Source organism: Caulobacter sp. GW821-FHT11E11 (assembly GCF_058808315.1).
Genome location: NZ_JBXARO010000015.1, coordinates 13,502 through 31,781 on the forward strand (window position 1 = coordinate 13,502; position 18,280 = coordinate 31,781).

Consider the following 18,280-nt stretch of genomic DNA (forward strand, 5'->3'; position numbering starts at 1 on the left):
ATCAGCTTCATGCCGCCTCTCGCGCGGCAGGCGCGTCGGCGCGGATCAAGCCTTCGCTCCTCAGATCGGACCACAGCGCGTCGGGAACAGCCATGTCCAGCCAGCGGACTGCGGCGCCGACCTGATCCGGCGTCGCCATGCCGGGAACGACACTGAGCACTGCCGGATGGGCCAACGGAAACTGCAGCGCGGCGGCGGCCAGCGGCACGCCATGGGCGGCGCAAACCCGGCGCAGACGCTCCACCTGCTCAATGATCTCCGCGTGCGCCGGTTTGTAATTGTAGTGCAGCGCGCCGCCGGTCTCGGCCAGGACGCCGGAGTTGAACGGTCCGCCGACGACGATGCCGACGCCGCGCGCCACACAGCGCGGCAGGAAGCTCTCGAGCGCCGTCTGCTCTAGCAGGGTATAGCGCCCCGCCAGCAGGAAGACGTCGACGTCGGCATGGTCCAGGACCTCCTCGCAAACGGCCTGCTCGTTGACGCCCAGGCCGATCGCGCCGACGACGCCGGCATCGCGCAGCTCACGCATGGCTGGGTAGCTGCCGTCGAGGAAGTCGCGCATGTGGCCGGCGTGGGCGTCGCCATGGGTCATGCGGCCCAGGTCGTGGGCCAGCAGCACGTCGACGCGGTCGCGCTTCAAGCGGCGCAGGCTGTCCTCGAACGACCGCAGGACGCCGTCGCGGGTGTAGTCGAACACCGGCTCGAACGGCGCGGCGTCGACGAAGCCGTGGCGCTCACGCTCGATGGTCTCGATCGGCTCCAGGAGGCGGCCGACCTTGGTGGAGATCATCACGTCGCGATCGGCCAGGGTCTCGCCCAAGCGGGTTTCGCTGAGGCCGAAGCCGTAGTGCGGCGCCGTGTCGAAATAGCCGATGCCTGCGGTCAGGACGGCTTCGATGACTCCCCGCGCCGCGCCGTCCGACATGGCCGCGTAGAGATTACCAACGACCCCACCGCCGAAACCCAGGGGCGGCAGACGCTCCAAGGTTCCGGACCGCTCCTCGCCGCCTGCCATTCCCGCTCCCACCCAATTCATTTGTAAAATCTATCTTGCTGATAAAATTCCATTCCGAACACACCAAGTCAATCGACGGGCGTCGGAGAGCGCGGCCCGTCTAGGCTGTCGGACGGATCTCGCTGGTGATCTCGGCGGCGGCCTTCTGAAGGCCCGCGACGGTGTCGGCGACCGGCAGCGCGCTCGGCGTATCGACGTACGGACAGGTCAAGGCCGCCGCCACGCCGTCGGGACCGTGGATCGGCACCGAGAGGTCGATCACGGCCTTGGTCACGTAGCTGCTGGCGCGGACATAGCCGTCCCGGCGGGCCTGAGCGGCGTTAGATTCGAAGGCCTTCCAGGTCGCGGCTGAGGCGCCGGTCTTCAGCTCCGCGCCCCAGTGCGCGCGCACGCCATCCGGCTGGAAGGCGTACAGCACCAGGCCCGAGGTCGCCTCGACGATCTGGCGGCGATAGCCGACCCGGACCGAGAAGCCCTGGTCGCCCGGCGCCTCGATGCGGGCGACGACGACCATCTGGTCGCCGCTGGCCACGGCCAGATGACAGGACTGGCCGACCTTCTGGGCGACCGAACGCATGACCGGCAGGGCCGCTTCCAAGAGGTCCTTGGCCGGGGCGCGGGTCATGCCCAGGGCAAACAGCCTGTTGGTCAGGACCAGACCGTCCTCGTCGGCGGCGCGGCCGACATAGCCCCGCGCTTCCAGCACCTGGACCATGCGGAACAGCTCACTGGACGAGCGGTCCAGGGCGTTGGAGATCTGGGCCAAGGTCAGGCCGCCGCGGTGAGCGGCCAGCAGTTCCAGCACGTCGAGGCCCTTCTCCAGAGCAGGCGCGCGGTATTCTCGCTTCTTGGCGGGCTCGTCGGACATGTCTTCCTATAAGCGATAGAATCGCCGCGCCGTCTCGCCGAATAGCGCCGCTCGCTGCGTCGGTGGGACCCAGGTCTCGCACATGGCGCGCCAGGACGAATAGTCGCCGGCCAGGTTCAGCACCGGCCAGTCGCTGCCCCACATCAGGCGGTCCGGTCCGAAGACGCCGATCAGGTGCATCGCATAGGGCGCGACAGCTTCGGCGGTCGGCGCGTCGCCAGCTTCGGTCAGCAGGCCTGAGAGCTTGCAATGGACGCCAGGGAGCTCAGCGAGCGCCGCCATCTGGTCGCGCCAGGGATCAAGCCGCCCGGTCGCGATCTCGGGCTTGGCGCCGTGATCGATGACGACGCGCAGCTCGGGCCAGCGACGGACGAGCTCCAGGATCGCCGGCAGATGACGCGGCTTGACCAGGGCGTCGAACGACAGATCCGCGCCAATCATCGCCTCGATGGCGGGCGCGAGCTTCGGATCAAGGATCCAGTCGCTGACCAGGTCCTGCAGCATCGGCCGCAGACCCTTCAGCCCCGGATCGCGCGCCAGAGCCGCGATCCGGCCCGATGCATCGGGCGCGGCAAGGTCGGTCCAGCCCACGACGCCCAACGCCAGAGGATCGGCGGCCGCCAGGCTCAGCAGCCATACCGTGTCGCGTTCGCTCGGCTGCGATTGCACGAGCACGGCGCCGAAAAGATCATCAGAATGAGAAGCTTGCCGCATATCCTTGAGGCTGAAGTCCCGATGGATCGCCGGCAGGTCCGCCGTCGGCCATTCGTGATCGTTTTCGCCGATCCGCCAGACGTGGCAGTGGGCGTCGATCAGCACGCAACGATAGCCTTGATCACGCCAGCCGACGGCTCCATCCAGCCTGGCAAGGCTGTCGCAAGATTTTTCAGCAAGGCGCTGTGAGTATTGAGTTCTTTCGTCGGCACTCGCCCCGCGCGAATGGCGGACAACACGTGGTCGAAGTCCTCCAGCGTGGCGTTGCGGCTGGCCAGCAGCGACATCTCACGCTTGTGGAACTCCGGGTCCGAGAAGGTGATGTCGGCCGCGACGACCGAGATCAGCACATAGGTCCCGCCGTGGGCGACATAGGCAAAGCCCTGCTGCATGGCGGCGGCGCTGCCGGTGGCGTCGAACACCACGTCGAAGAAGACGCCATCGGTCAGGGCCGACAGCGCGGCGGCCGTCTCGTCGCTCAGCGTCACGACATGGTCGGCGCCAAGGTGATCACGGCAGAAGCCGAGGCGGTCGGCGCGGGCGTCCAGCACCGTCACGCTCGCCCCAGCCAGCTTGGCGAACAGGGCGGCGGCGATGCCGATCGGCCCTGCCCCGACCACCAGCACCGACTGGCCCGGTTCGATCCGGGCGCGGCGGACGGCATGGGCGCCGATGGCCAGGAACTCGACCATGGCGGCCTCGTCCAGTCCGACGCCCTCGACCTTGCGCACGAAGCCGGCCGGCACGGCCAGGTACTCGCAGAGCCCGCCATCCATGTGCACGCCCAGCACGCGGATGTTCATGCAGCAGTTCGACTTGCCCTTGGCGCAGGCCGCGCAGGTCCCGCACGACAGATAGGGCATGACATAGGCGTGGTCGCCCTGCGCGAGGTCGCTGCCGTCCGGAGCCGACACCACCTCGCCCGACAGCTCGTGCCCCATCACGCGCGGATAGCTCAGATAGGGCTGCGTACCGCGATAGATGTGCATGTCGGTTCCGCAGATCCCGACCCGGCGCACGCGCAGCAGCACCTCGTCCGGGCCCGGCTGCGGCGCCGGCCGGCGCTCGAGCTTGAGTTCGCCCGGCGCGGCGCAGACCAGCACGTCAATCATCTAGTGACCTCCGGCCAGGACGGCGTCGTGGGCGGAGACCTCGCGGCGCTTGGCGGTCAGGCCGAAGAGACCGACCACTGCGAAACAGACGCACGGCGCCAGGACCGCCAGGCGGATGGCGCTGGCGTCGGAGATCGCCCCCATCACGAGCGGCAGGATGGCCCCGCCGATGATGCTCATGACCAGGAAGGACGAGCCGGTCTTGGTCAACGGCCCCAGCCCCTTGATGGAGCTGGCGAAGATCGTCGGGAACATGATCGACATGAAGAAGCTGGTCGAGGCCAGGGCCAGCAGACCCAGATGCCCGCCGATGGCGACCGCGACCAGGGTCAGGCCGACATTGACCGCCGCGAACGCGGCCATCAGACGCGACGGATCCACCTTGCTCATCAGGGCGGTGCCGGCGAAGCGCCCGGCCATGAAACCGACCAGCGACCACGAGAGATAAGCGGCGGCGGTCTTCTCGCCCATGCCGGGGACCTGGTCCTGGGCGTAGCGGATCATGTAGCTCCACACGCCCACCTGGGCGCCGACATAGAAGAACTGGGCGGCCACCCCGAACAGGAAGCGCGGGCGCGAGAACAGACCCAGGATCGGCTTGTCGACGCGCTCTTCGTGCTGGTCCGCCTCGGTCGGGCGGCTGGCCTGGGGCGGGAACTTGGTGATCGCCACCAGCACCACCCACAGCAATACGACTCCGGCGATGATGAGGTACGGCAGCTGGGTCGACTTGGCCTCAGCCGCCTGGAAGGCCGACAGTTGAGCCGGGCTCATGGCGGCGAATTGCGCCTTGGTCGGCTCGACGCCGGACAGGATGAATTGACGGCCCACGACCACGGCGGTGATCGCGCCCAGCGGATTGAAGGCCTGGGCCAAGTTCAGCCGCTGCTCGGCCTTGGCCGGGTCGCCCAGCACGGTGATCAGCGGATTGGCCGAGGTCTCCAGGAACGCCAGGCCCGAGGCGATGACGAATAGGGCGCTGAGGAAAAACTCGTAGCGACGCAGCTCGGCGGCCGGCCAGAACAGCAGCGCGCCCGCGCCGAACAACAGCAGACCGACGATGACGGCGGCCTTGTAGCCGAACCGGCGCATCAGGAACCCGGCAGGCAGGGCCAGGAAGAAGTAGCCCAGATAGAAGGCCCACTGCACCAGACCCGACTGCAGGTCGGTCAGGAAGAAGGCCTTCTTCAGGTGGGGGATCAGGACGTCATTGAGGTTGTTCGCGACACCCCACAGAAAGAACAGGGCGACGATGAGCACCAGCGGCGCCCAGCCCGTACGCGGGCTCGAACCTTGAGACATGGATGTTTCCTCCGGCGCCTCTCTCGTCGAGCACCTGAGGAAGGAACATCATATATGAATTGAATGGTCAAATATGAAATTACGAGAGCGCCGCGTGAACGACGCTCCCGAGGCGGCTATTCGACGGCCACGACCACGACCGACTTGGCCGGGATGTCCAGGGTCAGCTTGTCGCCGGACAGCTTCGCGCCCTTGAAGGCGGCCGGCGCGACGGCCGGCTTGGCGCCGAAGGCGTTCATCGCGTCCATCTTGTCGGCGGTCAGCACCTGGCCCGACACGGCCTTGGCCTTCAGCGCCCCCAGCGCCACCGACAACTTCACGCTGTCGTCCGGCGCCATGTTGGCCACGGCGATATAGGTCTTGCCGTCCTTGCCCTTGGCGGCCGAGGCGTTGAAGGCCGGGATCTTGGTTCCCGCCACGTCGATTTCGGGCGCGGTCACGTCCAGCGGGATGGCCGTCGAGTCCTGGAAGGGCACGTACATCTTGTAGGCGTAGTAGGTCGGCGTCAGGACGAGCTTGTCGCCCTGGGTCAGGATCATCGCCTGCAGGACGTTGATGGTCTGGGCGATGTTCGTCATCTTCACCCGGTCGGTATAGTGGTGGAAGATGTTGAAGTTCGCCGCCGCGAGGACGCCGTCACGCAGGGTGTTGAGCTGGTAGAGGTGCCCCGGATTGGTGCCCGGCTCGACGTCGTACCAGGTGCCCCACTCGTCGACATAAAGGCCGATCCGCTTGGCCGGATCGTTCTTGTCCATGACCGCGATATGCTTCTGCAGCAGATCGTCCATCCGCAGCGTGCGCGACATGGTCTGGGCCCAGGCGGCCTTGTCGAAGCCCGTGGCCGCACCCTTCTTCTTCCAGTCGCCGGTCGGCAGCGTGTAGTAGTGCAGCGAGATGGCGTCCATGAACTTGCCGGCGTTCTTGGTCACCACGTCGGTCCAGTTGACGTCGAACGAGTTGGCGCCTGAGCCGATACGAATGGCCGGATTGTCGTCGTTCTTGTGGAAGAACGCCGAGAAGCGGCGGTATTCGTTGGCGTAGTACTCCGGAGTCATCTCACCGCCGCAGCCCCAGCTTTCGTTGCCAATGCCGATGAACGGCACCTTGAAAGGCTTGTCGCGGCCGTTGGCGCGGCGCTCCTGGGCCAGGGTGTCGTCGCCCGGCGAGGTCATGTACTCGATCCATTCGCGCATCTCGGTCGGGTCCGACGAACCCATGTTGATCGAGACGTAAGGGTCGGCGCCGACCTGCTCGGCGAAGTCCAAGAATTCATGGGTGCCGAAGGCGTTGGTCTCGGGCGAGCCGCCCCACCAGTTGTTCTTGCGCGATGGGCGCTTGTCGCGCGGGCCGATGCCGTCGCGCCAGCGGTACTCGTCGGCGAAGCAGCCGCCCGGCCAGCGGATCACCGGCGCATGGATGTCCTTCAGCGCCGTAACGATATCGGTGCGGATGCCGCGGACATTGGGGATCTTGGAATTGGTCCCGACCCAGACGCCGTCATAGATGCCCGCGCCCAGGTGCTCGGAAAACTGACCATAGATGTAACGCGAGATCGGCGCGCCCGGCTGGTCGGCCTTCAAGGTGGCTGTGGCAGCCAGCTCGGCGGCCTGCGCCATCATCGGCGCGCTCGCCGCCATCGCCAGGGCCGCGACCGCCGCGCCCAGGAATCTCTTGGCCTTCACCATGGTCTTTTCCTCCTGATGGGAGCTGTACGCCGCTCCCTGAAAATCGTCGGGCGATTTGGTAGCAGGCTTATTTTTGTCCTACAATAACCAGTGGCGCTTCCGGCTCCCAGCTTATGGGACGCGCTACAGCTCGTGCGTTGACGGCTTGGCGACGACACTATACTCGGACAATAAGTTCAGAGTGGCTCTCAGCCGCCGAAGCCCGCATCGACGGAGAGGAAACCATGCCCGCCATTCCGCAGAGCGCGCCGCCCACGGCGAGCGCCGGCGCCCTGCAGCAACGCTACGGCTCGGCCCTGAGCCTGCTGGCCAGCCTGTTCTTCATGTGGGGCTTCATCACGGTCATCAACAACACGTTGCTGCCGCACCTGCGCAGCGTGTTCGTACTGGACTACACTCGCACCACACTGATCGAATCCGTCTGGTTCATCGCCTATTTCGTGGCCTCGATCCCGTCGGCCAAGCTGATCGAGCGGATCGGCTACCAGAAGGCCATCGTCGTTGGCTTGCTGGGCATGGCGGTCGGCGCGGCCATGATGGTCCCGGCGGCGATGCTGGCCTCCTACGGCCTGGTGCTGACGGCCCTGTTCGTGATCGCCAGTGGCATCACCCTGCTGCAGGTGGCGGCCAATCCTTACGTCGCCGTGATCGGTCCGCCCGAGACCGGCTCGGCGCGCCTGAACCTGGTGCAGGCCTTCAACTCTCTGGGCACCACCCTGGCGCCGCTGTTCGCCGGCTATCTGATCCTGGGACGCTCCAAGAGCGGCACAGCCGGAACCGACGTCGTCCTGACCCAGGCCGAGCGCTACGCCGACGCCCAGTCGGTGATCCTGCCCTATGTGCTGGTGACCATCGCGCTCATCCTGCTGGCCGTCGTCATGGGGCGCGTGAAGCTGCCGGCCATCGGCCAGGCCAACCAGCGCACCTCGCGCGAGGAACGCAAGAAGCTGTCCCTGTGGTCGCACCGCAACCTGGTGTTCGGCGTACCGGCCATCTTTATCTACCTGATCGCTGAGATCGGGGTCGCCAACCTGTTCATCAACTTCGTCTCGCAGCCGAACATCGCCGCCATCACCCACGAGGAAGCCTCGCGCTACCTGGCCATCCTGTGGGGCGGCATGATGGTGGGCCGGTTCCTGGGCAGCGTGCTGATGCGCCGCTTCGCCGCCGAGCACGTGCTGGCCGCCTTCTCGATCGGCGCCTTCGTGGTCATGCTGGTCGCCTCGTTCGCCCAGGGCCCGACGGCGATGTGGGCCCTGATCGCGGTCGGCTTCTTCCACTCGATCATGTTCCCGACCATTTTCACCCTGGGCATCAAGGGCCTTGGCCCGCTGACCGAGGAAGGCTCGGGCCTCTTGATCATGGCCATCGCCGGCGGCGCTTTGGTCATCGTGCAAGGCTGGCTGGCCGACACCTTCGGCCTGCAGACCTCGTTCCTGTTGACGGCGGCCTGCGAGATCTACGTGCTGTTCTATGCGCTGTGGGGCTCGAAGGCGACCAACGCCCTCCCCGACCAGCACGTCGAATAGGGAGGCGCTAGGATGACCGGACCGTCGCGCCGCATGACCCTGAAGACAGGTGTCGCGCTCGGCGCGGCGGCGCTGGCTTCGCCGGCCCTAAGCCAGTCCGCCAAGTCGCGGCTGGAGCCCTTTCCGCTCTCTCAGGTGCAGCTGAAGCCCTCGCTCTTCCTGACCGCACAAGAGACGAACCAGCGCTACCTGCTGTCGCTGGAGCCCGACCGCTTGCTGCATAACTTCCGCGCCGGCGCGGGCCTTGCGCCCAAGGGCGCGGTCTATGGCGGCTGGGAGGCGGCAGGCATCGCCGGCCACAGCCTGGGCCACTACCTGTCGGCGGTCGCGCTGATGTGGGCCCAGACCGGCCAGCCGGAATTCAAGCAGCGCGCCGCCTACATCGTCGAGGAACTGGCCGCCTGCCAGGCCGCCAACGGTGACGGCTACACGGGCGGCACGACGGTCGAGCGCAGCGGCAAGACCGTCGACGGCAAGGTCGTCTACGAGGAGATCCGCGCTGGCAAGATCGACACCGCCGGCGGTCTGAACGGCGGCTGGGTGCCGATCTATACCTATCACAAGGTGCTGGCCGGGGCGCTGGACGCCCATCTCTACTGCGGCGATCCCAAGGCCCTGGCCGTCGCCATTGGCCTTGGCGACTATCTCGGCAAGATGTTCGAGGCGCTGGACGCTAAACAGGTCCAGACCGTGCTGCGTATCGAGCACGGCGGCATCGTCGAGAGCTATGCCGAACTGCACGCCCGCACCGGCCAGCAACGCTGGTTGGAGCTGGCCCGCCGCGTCCAGCACGACGACATCATCGATCCGCTGGTCGCCGGGCGCGACGACCTGGCCGGTAAGCACGCCAACACCCAGATCCCCAAGCTGATCGGCGAGGCGCGGCTTTATGAGACCGGCGGCGACGCCGATGCGGCCAAGGCGGCGTTGTTCTTCTGGGAGACGGTCGTCGACGACCACTCGTACGTCATCGGCGGCAATTCCGAGTTCGAGCACTTCGGCAAGCCGCGCCAGCTGTCGACGCGCCTGGGCCAGCAGACCTGCGAGTGCTGCAACAGCTACAACATGCTGAAGCTGACCCGGCATCTGCACGCCTGGAGCGGTGAGAGCCGCTACTTCGACTTCTACGAACGGACCCACCTGAACCACATCCTGTCGCAGCAGGATCCCGACACCGGGATGTTCACCTACTTCTCGCCGCTGGCTTCGGGCTATGCGCGGGGCCACTCGACGCCCACGGACTCGTTCTGGTGCTGCGTCGGCACCGGCATGGAGAACTACGCCAAGCTGGGCGACAGCATCTTCTGGCGCGACGGCGATCAGGTGCGGGTCAATCTGTACTACCCGGCGATGCTAGACTGGTCGCAGAAGGGCGTGAAGCTCGAGATCGACACCGAGTTTCCCTACAGCGACCAGGTCACCTTGACCCTGGCCAAGGCCAAGGGGTCGACGCCGGTGTCGCTGCGCGTTCCGGGTTGGTGCGAGGCTCCGTCGGTGAAGATCAATGGCCGAACGCAGGCGGTCACGCCGAAGAACGGCTATGTCGACCTCACGCTGAAGGCCAGCGATCGGGTGACCCTAACCCTGCCGATGACCGTGCGCACGGAAAGCATGCCGGACGCTCCGGACCTGATCGCCTTCCTGAACGGCCCGCTGGTGCTGGCGGCCGATCTCGGTCCGGCCGACCAGCCGTGGGACAGCTTCGATCCGGTCGTGGTGGGGACCCCTGCCCTGACGCCCGCCGGCGGTCCGCAACGGTTCGCCCTGGCCAACCGCAGCCGTCCGCTGAACCTGGCCCTGCGCCCCTATCTCGAGCAGCATCATAACCGCACGGCCGTCTATTTCCGCCGCCTGACCCAGGCCCAGTGGACGGAGGCCGAGCCACGCCTGGTCTCCGAGGCCAAGGTCCGCGCCGACATCCGTGAGCGCACCGTCGACACCATCCGCTTCGGCGAGCAGCAGCCCGAGGTCGATCACGCCCTGAAGGCCAGCCCTGGCACCCAAGATACCGGCAATCTAACGGTCCGCAGCCGCATCCTGAACAGGGGCTCGATCGCGTTCCAGATGGCGACCGCAACCGGACCGCTGACCTTGGAGGTGACGTATGATGGCGCGCCGCGGAACAAGGATTTCCGGATCGTGGTCGAGGGCCAGGAGATCGCGCACGAGACGCTGCCGGGCGAGCGCACCGGGCCGCTGAACGTCAATACCTATGCCCTGCCTCAGGCCCTGACAGACGGGAAGCGCAAGGTCACGATCAGTTTCGAGATGGCCGCCAATCAATGGGCGGCGGTGTTCGAGGCGCGGGTGTTCAAGGCGGCGCGCTAAGCGCCGCCTTTCACCGATCTAGTGGTTGTCGCGCGGCAGGCCCTTTGTCTGGGCGATGCGCTGGTACTTCACGGCCGGTTCGAGCACCGCGCCGGTGTCCATCTGGCCGACCACAGCACGCTGCATCTCCTGCCACGGCGTCTGGCTTTCCGGATAGGCAAAGCCGCCGGCCGCCTCGAGCGCCTTGCGGCGCTCGACGATCTCGCTGGGCGAGACCAGGACGTCGACCCGCGACTTGCGCAGGTCGAAACGCACCTTGTCGCCGCTCTTCAAGAGAGCCAGGCCCCCGCCCGCCGCCGCTTCGGGCGAGGCGTTCAGGATCGACGGCGAGCCCGAGGTGCCCGACTGGCGGCCGTCGCCGATGCACGGCAGCTGATGGATGCCCTGCTTGATCAGGTAGTTGGGGGCCCGCATGTTCACGACCTCGGCCGCGCCCGGATAGCCGATGGGCCCGGCGCCGCGCATGAACAGGATCGAGTTGGCGGTGATGCCCACCGACGGATCGTCGATCCGGTGGTGATAGTCCTCGGGGCCATCGAACACGATGGCGTTACCCTCGAAGGCGTCCGGGTCGTCGGGGTTCGACAGGTAGCGGTCGCGGAACTCCTGGCTGATCACGCTGGTCTTCATGATCGCCGAGTTGAACAGGTTGCCGCGCATGACCGCGAAACCGGCCCGCTGGACCAGCGGCCTGGAGAACGGACGGATGACGTTCTCGTCCTCGATCTCGGCGCCGCGATACTGCTCGCCGATGTTCTGGCCGGAGACGCAGCGGGCTTCCTCGCGGATCAGGCCCTGCTCGATCAGCTGGCCGAACACCGCCGGCACGCCGCCGGCGCGGTAGTAGTCCTCGCCCAGATACTCACCGGCCGGCTGCAGGTTGACCAGCAGCGGCACCTCCTCGCCGGTCTGCTGCCAGTCGTCGATGCTGAGCTCGACGCCGACGTGGCGGGCCAGGGCGTTCAGGTGGATCGGGGCATTGGTCGAGCCGCCGATCGCCGAATTGACGACGATGGCGTTCAGGAAGGCTTCGCGGCTCAGGATGTCCGAGGGCTTGAGGTCCTCGTGCACCATGTCGACGATGCGCAGGCCGGTGCGGTAGGCGTTCTCCTGGCGATCGCGATACGGGGCCGGGATCGCCGCCGAGCCGGGCAGCGACATGCCCAGCGCTTCGGTCAGCGAGTTCATGGTCGTGGCCGTGCCCATGGTGTTGCAGTAACCGGTCGACGGGGCGGAACTCGCCACCAGCTTGATGAAGCCGGCATTGTCGATCTCGCCGGCCGCCAGCATCTCGCGGGCCTTCCAGACGATGGTGCCCGAACCGGTGCGCTGGCCCTTGTGCCAGCCGTTCAGCATCGGGCCGACCGACAGCGCGATGGCTGGAATGTTCACGGTCGCCGCCGCCATCAGGCAGGCGGGCGTGGTCTTGTCGCAGCCGATGGTCAGCACCACGCCGTCCAGCGGATAGCCGTACAGCAGCTCGACCAAACCGAGGTACGACAGGTTGCGGTCCAGGCCCGCCGTCGGGCGCTTGCCGGTCTCCTGGATCGGGTGGACCGGGAACTCCAGCACGATGCCGCCGGCGCTGCGGATGCCTTCGCGCACGCGCTCGGCCAGCACCAGGTGGTGGCGGTTGCACGGCGATAGGTCCGAGCCGGTCTGGGCGATGCCGATGATCGGCTTGCCCGACTGCAGCTCCTCCAGCGACAGGCCGAAGTTCAGGTAGCGCTCCAGATAGAGCGCCGTCATGTCGATATTGTCCGGATTGTCGAACCAGGCGCGCGAACGAAGGGCGCGGGGCGGAACGGAAGAAACGCTCATGACAATCCTTGAAGGCCATAGGCCTTGTCGACGGGGAGCGGGATACCGGCGAACTTGTAGACCAGACGCGAGAAGCGCGCGCCCGCCCGTTCGCGGCCCCACCTAAATCGTATTTGTCTGACTATACCGCGCCGTACGGAGCGTCAATCACGGCAAGCCGCATTGCGAGTGCGTCACAAAAGCCGACGCAGCCCCAAGTCCGCCCGCCAAATGATTGTCCGATGATTGCGCCTTAGCGCCCCGGGCGGCGCTCGATCGCCGCGTGGGTGTCTTCGAGCGCCAGGCTGACCAGCTTCTCCATCGCCTGGCGGGCCTGGTCGCCACGGCCGGCGGCGATGGCGTCGAACACCTTCCAGTGCTCGGGCATCGGGTCGCGGGCCAGCTCGCGGTCGCGCTGCTTGAAGATGGTCGTCCAGCGCACGGCCGCGCCGATGCTGCTGCTCAGGGTGAACAGCGGCGCGTTGCTGGTGGCTTCCAGCACGGTGTCGTGGAAGTCGCGGTCGGCGGCCTGGCCGGCCTCGGTCGCCAGGGTGTGGTGCTGCATGGCGACCAGGGCCGCGCGCATGCGCTCCAGCTGGACGTCGTTGCGGCGTTCGGCGGCAAGCGCGGCGGCGGCCGGCTCGACGATCATCCGCAGCTCGTACAGCTCCTGCAGGAACTGCTCGCTGGGTTCCGATTCGAAGAACCAGGCCAGGACCTCGGGATCCAGCAGGCTCCAGCGCGTGCGGGCGCTGACCCGGGTGCCGGTCTTGGGACGGCTTTCGACCAGCCCCTTGGCGGCCAGGATGCGGATGGCTTCGCGATAGGCGCTGCGCGAGACCTGCAACTGCTCTGAGGCGTCGATCTCGTTGTTCAGCACGTCGCCAGGCTGGTGCTTGCCCGAGACGATGGCGATGCCCAGGGCTCGCGCGATCGACCCGTGGATCCGGCCTGAGAAGCCTTCTTCGCGCTCGCCGTCACCGCCAACGCCCGCTTCCTTGGCCTTCGACACGCCTGTTTCGCTCCCGCTGCGCAAATCGTTCCAGGCGATCCTTGCGCCCTGTCGACGACTCTAGCGAGACCAATTGTCGGAGAACAAGCGAATTCGCCCCCGCTGCGCCGGTCGGTCTGGCGGCTATTCGGCTCAAATGTACGATGAATTGGAGCACGAAGTTCCGCTCCGAGACGTACAACCGCCGAATTTCTACGGGCCAATAGAGTGAAACGCCGTTTGACAGACCGCGCCGTCCCGCTATTTGTCGGACTATTAGAAAGCTTCAGAAGGTCGATCGCCGTGGTGTTCCGGTTCGTGCAATTGAAAACCCCGGCCGGCGCGCGGCTGCTGGCGGCCGTCGACGACTCGGGCCGCGCCCGCAAGGTCGAGGTCGCCGACACCCTGTATGACCTGGCCCAGGTGGCCCTGAAGGTCGACGCCACCCTGGCTGAAGCCGCCCAGGCTCGCACGCTGGGCGAGGACATCGACATCCTGGTCGCCCTGGCCGAGGGCCGCGTGCTGGCGCCGATCGACCATCCCGATCCCGCCCACTTGGCCATGACCGGCACGGGCTTGACCCATCTCGGCTCGGCCGAGGGGCGCGACAAGATGCACAAGGCGGCCCAGGCGGGTGAGCAGCTGACCGACTCGATGCGGATGTTCCTGATGGGCGTCGAGGGCGGCAAGCCCGCGCCCGGCCAGGAAGGCGTGCAGCCGGAGTGGTTCTACAAGGGCGACGGCACGCAGCTGGTCGGCCCCGGCCAGCCCCTCACCTCGCCCAGCTTCGCCAAGGACGGCGGCGAGGAACCCGAGATCGCCGGCGTCTACATGATCGGCCCTGACGGTACGCCCCATCGCCTGGGCTTCTGCCTGGCCAATGAGTTCTCGGACCACGTCATCGAGCGCGGCAACTATCTGTGGCTGGCCCACTCCAAGCTGCGCCAAGCGGCCCTGGGTCCGGAGCTATTGACCGGCGAGCTGCCCGCCGACGTGCGCGGCGCCAGCCGCATCGTCCGCGACGGCGCGACCATCTGGGAAAAGCCGTTCCTGTCGGGCGAGGCGAACATGTCCCACACGATCGGCAACCTCGAGCACCACCACTTCAAGTACGACATCTTCCGTCGCCCGGGTGATCTCCACGTCCACTTCTTCGGTACGGCCACCCTCTCCTTCTCGGAAGGTTTCCAGACCCAGGTCGGCGACGTGTTCGAAATCGAGGCCGCGCCGTTCCGCTATCCGGTGCGTAACCCGCTGGCCCAGGCGCAAGCCCGGCCGGTCGTGGTGAAGTCGCTGTGACGACGACACCCATTCGTCTGGCCCTGGTCGGCCTGGGCAAGATCGCCCGCGACCAGCACCTGCCGTCGATCGCCGCCGATCCGCGCTTCGAGCTGGTCGCCATCGTCAGCCGCAACGCCGAGCTGGACGGCGTCGCCCATTTCACCGCCCTGGCCGACCTGCTGACTAGCGACGTGACGGTGGACGCGGTGGCGCTGTGCACCCCGCCCCAGCCGCGCCACGCCCTGGCCCACCTGGCCCTGGCGGCCGGCAAGCACGTGATGCTGGAAAAGCCGCCGGGCGCGACGCTGAGCGAGGTCGAGGACCTGCGCCAAGCCGCCGCCGTGCGCGGCCTGACCCTGCAGACCACCTGGCATTCCCGCTACGCCGTCGGCGTCGAGCCGGCTCGCCAATGGCTGGCCGAGCGCGAGGTCAAGGCCGTACGGATCCACTGGAAGGAAGATGTCCGCGTCTGGCATCCCGGTCAGGACTGGATCTGGGAGGCCGGCGGCCTGGGCGTCTTCGACCCGGCCATCAACGCCCTGTCGATCGTCACCCGCATCCTGCCGCGGCCGTTCTTCCTGTCGAAGGGCGTGCTGCACGTGCCGGAGAATTGCCAGTCGCCGATCCAGGCCGAGCTGGACTTCCGCGACGCGGCCGGCGCGCCGATCCGCGCCGAGCTCGACTTCCTGCAGACCGGCCCGCAAAGCTGGGACATCGAGGTCGACACCGACGACGGCCAGCTGAAGCTGACCCACGGCGGCGCCAAGCTCCACATCGACGGTCAGCTGCTCCAGGAAGGCCCCGACCGCGAATATCCGGGCCTGTACGACGCCTTCGCCAAGCTGATCGCCGACGGCGCCAGCGACGTGGATGTCAGCCCACTACGGCATGTCGCCGACGCCTTCCTGCTCAGCGAGCGGGTCGTGGCGCCGGCCTTCATCGAATAATCAAGAACGACAAAGGGAGAGAAACATGAAGCTGAAGACCATCGCGCTGGGCAGCGCCCTGGCCCTTGTCGCCCTGTCCGCGAGCGCCACTGAGCTGTCGCGCAAGCCGTTCGGCGCCATTTCATCCGGCGAAGCGGTCGAGGCCATCACCTTGACCAACGCCAAGGGCGTCAGCGCCACGATCATTACCTACGGCGCGACCCTGCAGTCGCTGATCGGCCCGGACCGCACCGGCAAGAAGGCCGACATCGCGCTGGGCTTCGCCGACGCCGCCACCTACGAGAAGAACGCCAGCTACTTCGGCGCCTCGGTCGGCCGCTTCGCCAACCGCATCGGCAAAGGCCGCTTCACCCTGGACGGCAAGAGCTACCAGCTGGCGCTGAACAACAACAAGGTCGCCGCCCTGCACGGCGGGGTGAAAGGCTTCGACAAGGTCGTCTGGAAGGTGCTGGACGCCAAGTCCGGCCCGACGGCCTCGGTGACCTTCGGCTATGTCAGTCCGGATGGCGAGGAAGGCTATCCCGGGACCGTGACCGCCACGGCGACCTACGCCCTGGATGAGCAGAACAACCTGACGATCACCTACGGCGCCACGACTGACAAGCCGACCATCGTCAACATGACCAACCACGCCCTGTTCAACGTCGCGGGCGAAGGCGCGTCCGAAGGCGCGATGGGCAACGTCCTGACCATTCCCGCCGATGGCTACACCCCGGTCGACGCCGAGCTGATCCCGACCGGCGAGACCACGCCGGTGGCCGACACGGCCTTCGACTTCCGCAAGCCTACGGCCGTCGGCGACCGCATCCGCGACGCCCGCGACCCGCAGATTGTCGTCGGCCGCGGCTACGACCACAACTACGTCCTGAACGGCAAGGCCGGCGGCGCGCCGCGTTTCGCCGCGCGCCTGGCCGATCCCAAGAGCGGCCGCGTGCTGGAGATCCTCAGCGACCAGCCGGGCATCCAGTTCTACGCCGGCAACTTCATCGACGGCACGACGATCGGCAAGAGCGGCAAGATCTATCGCCAGGGCGACGGCATCGCGCTGGAGCCACAGCACTTCCCCGACGCGCCGAACAAGCCGCAGTTCGCGCCGGTCCGCCTGGATCCGGGCCAGAAGTACAGCAACACGATGGTCTTCAAGCTGACCGTCCAGAAGTAGGCTGTCAGCACGAACGACACGCGGAGGGGAGCGCAGCGATGCGCTCCCCTTTTTGCGTAGGACCTTGCCAGACTGGGGCGGATCGTCGAGAAATCCCCACCGACGCCGTAGAGTATCCGCATGCCTAAAACGCCAGCGCCTGTCATCGCCGTGGTCGGCGCTGGGTTCAGTGGCGTGATGACCGCCCTGAACATTCTCCGGCGGTCGGCGGACGCGAAGGTCATCCTGTTCGAGCGCCGCACACCGGTCGGCCTGGGCGCGGCCTACGCCACCCACAATCCCGGCCACCGGCTGAACGTCCGCGCCGGCAATATGAGCGCCTGGCCAGACCAACCGGGGCACTTCGTCCAGTGGCTGCGCCGCGAACGGTTCGGCCTGGGGCCCGCCGACTTCGCCACCCGCGCCGACTACGGCCGCTACCTTCAGAGCCAGGTGGCCGAGGTGGCCGAGGGCTCGGCCGGCGCCGGGCGGTTGGTGGTGATCCCGGACGCCGTCGTAGGCATCGAGCCGGGCGGCGACGGCTGGCGGCTGACCTGCGCCCTGGGCAACGCGGTAACCGCCCACGCGGTCGTCCTGGCCCTCGGCAATCCGCCGCCGGCGCGCCCGCCGGGCATCGACGAGGCCTTCGCCGCCTCCGACGCCTATGTCGCCGATCCCTGGCGCTGGAACGCCGCCGACCTGCCGTCGGGACCGGTGCTGCTGATCGGCACGGGCTTGACGATGGTCGACGTCGCCCTGTCGCTGAACCAGGCCCAGCCCGGCCGGCCGATGCTGGCCCTCTCGCGCCGAGGCCTGGCGCCGCTGGAGCATGACGGGGCGCCGTCCCTGTCCCTGCCCTTGCCACCCGCCAACGGCCTGTCGCCGCTGGAGGCCTTCGGGTGGCTGCGGACGGCGGCGGCCGAGCACGGCTGGCGGACGGCCATCGACGCCACCCGTCCCGCGACACAGAGCCTGTGGCGCGGCTGGTCGGCGGCGCAGAAGCAGGCCTTCCTGCGTCACGCCCGGCCGTTCTGGGACATCCATCGCCACCGCCTGGCCCCGCTGGTCGCCCGTAGGATCGGGGCGATGCGCGCCACCGGCCAGCTTACCCTCGCGGCCGGCAAGATCCGCAGCCTGCGCCTGGAGGCCGACGGCTTCGCCCTGTGCCGCTGGCGCGGGCGTGGCGAGCATGGCGGCTACGTCTTCCGCGCGGCGTCGGTGATCAACTGCACCGGCCCGACCGGCGACGTCCTGACCTCGGCCGATCCGCTGATCAAGGACCTGGTCAAACGCGGCCTGGCCCGGCCCGACGCCCTGCGCCTGGGCTTCGACGTCGACGACGACTACCGCGTGCGCGACGTCTCCGGCGAGCCCTCACCCACCTTGCTGGCCGTCGGCCCCGCCACACGCGGGACCTCGTGGGAGATCACCGCCGTTCCCGACATCCGGGGCCAGGCGGCGGCCGTGGCCGGGACGGTGCTAGCCGCCCTGGCCTAGGCCTTATCGACATTCAGCGCATCCAGATCATGGCGGCGGCGAGGTGAATGAAGCCGAGGAAGTGAACGGT

General features: G+C 67.5%; 14 protein-coding genes. 6 read left to right on the plus strand and 8 right to left on the minus strand.

Annotation, left to right across the window (positions count from 1 at the left end):
• Window positions 1-7 precede the first annotated feature (7 nt).
• The 6 genes from AC1RR5_RS26525 to AC1RR5_RS26550 form a co-directional block, all read right to left on the minus strand.
• A complete protein-coding gene (locus AC1RR5_RS26525) occupies window positions 8-985 on the minus strand; it encodes an aldo/keto reductase (protein WP_492926745.1) in 978 nt (325 codons plus the stop codon).
• A gap of 130 nt (window positions 986-1,115) precedes the next feature.
• Entirely contained in the window at window positions 1,116-1,883 is a 768-nt protein-coding gene (locus tag AC1RR5_RS26530) for an IclR family transcriptional regulator (RefSeq protein WP_492926747.1), read from the minus strand.
• 6 nt (window positions 1,884-1,889) lie between these two features.
• Window positions 1,890-2,702 (minus strand): amidohydrolase family protein, encoded by an 813-nt coding sequence (locus AC1RR5_RS26535; protein WP_492926749.1) that lies wholly within the window; start codon window positions 2,700-2,702, stop codon window positions 1,890-1,892.
• The gene (locus AC1RR5_RS26540; RefSeq protein ID WP_492926751.1) at window positions 2,696-3,709 is read right to left on the minus strand and encodes a zinc-binding alcohol dehydrogenase family protein; all 1,014 of its coding nucleotides are present in this window, start codon (window positions 3,707-3,709) and stop codon (window positions 2,696-2,698) included. Before AC1RR5_RS26540 ends, AC1RR5_RS26535 begins: the two co-directional genes overlap by 7 nt.
• Window positions 3,710-5,011, minus strand: coding sequence for an L-fucose:H+ symporter permease (gene fucP, locus AC1RR5_RS26545; protein WP_492926753.1), 1,302 nt, complete (start codon window positions 5,009-5,011; stop codon window positions 3,710-3,712). It lies immediately after the preceding gene.
• Window positions 5,012-5,127: 116 nt separating this feature from the next.
• Window positions 5,128-6,696: an alpha-N-arabinofuranosidase gene (locus AC1RR5_RS26550; RefSeq protein ID WP_492926755.1), complete on the minus strand. Its 1,569-nt coding sequence runs from the start codon at window positions 6,694-6,696 to the stop codon at window positions 5,128-5,130.
• 224 nt (window positions 6,697-6,920) lie between these two features.
• On the opposite strand from AC1RR5_RS26550, the gene AC1RR5_RS26555 reads away from it, so the two are divergent.
• Complete coding sequence (locus AC1RR5_RS26555) at window positions 6,921-8,225, plus strand: sugar MFS transporter (protein WP_492926757.1); 1,305 nt, start codon at window positions 6,921-6,923, stop codon at window positions 8,223-8,225.
• Between the two features lie 12 nt (window positions 8,226-8,237).
• A complete protein-coding gene (locus AC1RR5_RS26560) occupies window positions 8,238-10,553 on the plus strand; it encodes a beta-L-arabinofuranosidase domain-containing protein (protein WP_492926759.1) in 2,316 nt (771 codons plus the stop codon).
• A gap of 18 nt (window positions 10,554-10,571) precedes the next feature.
• Here AC1RR5_RS26560 and AC1RR5_RS26565 read toward each other — a convergent pair whose 3' ends face one another.
• A complete protein-coding gene (locus tag AC1RR5_RS26565; RefSeq protein ID WP_492926761.1) occupies window positions 10,572-12,374 on the minus strand; it encodes an IlvD/Edd family dehydratase in 1,803 nt (600 codons plus the stop codon).
• A gap of 232 nt (window positions 12,375-12,606) precedes the next feature.
• Complete coding sequence (locus AC1RR5_RS26570; protein WP_492926763.1) at window positions 12,607-13,365, minus strand: FadR/GntR family transcriptional regulator; 759 nt, start codon at window positions 13,363-13,365, stop codon at window positions 12,607-12,609.
• Between the two features lie 282 nt (window positions 13,366-13,647).
• Between AC1RR5_RS26570 and araD1 the strand changes: the two genes are divergently transcribed.
• The 4 genes from araD1 to AC1RR5_RS26590 all read left to right on the plus strand — a co-directional run bounded on the left by araD1 (window position 13,648) and on the right by AC1RR5_RS26590 (window position 18,210).
• Window positions 13,648-14,643 (plus strand): AraD1 family protein, encoded by a 996-nt coding sequence (gene araD1, locus AC1RR5_RS26575; protein ID WP_492926765.1) that lies wholly within the window; start codon window positions 13,648-13,650, stop codon window positions 14,641-14,643.
• Window positions 14,640-15,572, plus strand: a complete 933-nt coding sequence (locus AC1RR5_RS26580; protein WP_492926767.1) for a Gfo/Idh/MocA family protein — start codon at window positions 14,640-14,642, stop codon at window positions 15,570-15,572. The genes araD1 and AC1RR5_RS26580 overlap by 4 nt, the downstream gene beginning before the upstream one ends.
• Before the next feature lie 25 nt (window positions 15,573-15,597).
• On the plus strand, window positions 15,598-16,734 hold the full coding sequence (locus tag AC1RR5_RS26585; protein ID WP_492926769.1) for an aldose epimerase family protein: 1,137 nt from the start codon (window positions 15,598-15,600) through the stop codon (window positions 16,732-16,734).
• Window positions 16,735-16,854: 120 nt separating this feature from the next.
• On the plus strand, window positions 16,855-18,210 hold the full coding sequence (locus tag AC1RR5_RS26590; RefSeq protein WP_492926771.1) for an FAD/NAD(P)-binding protein: 1,356 nt from the start codon (window positions 16,855-16,857) through the stop codon (window positions 18,208-18,210).
• Window positions 18,211-18,280 lie beyond the last annotated feature (70 nt).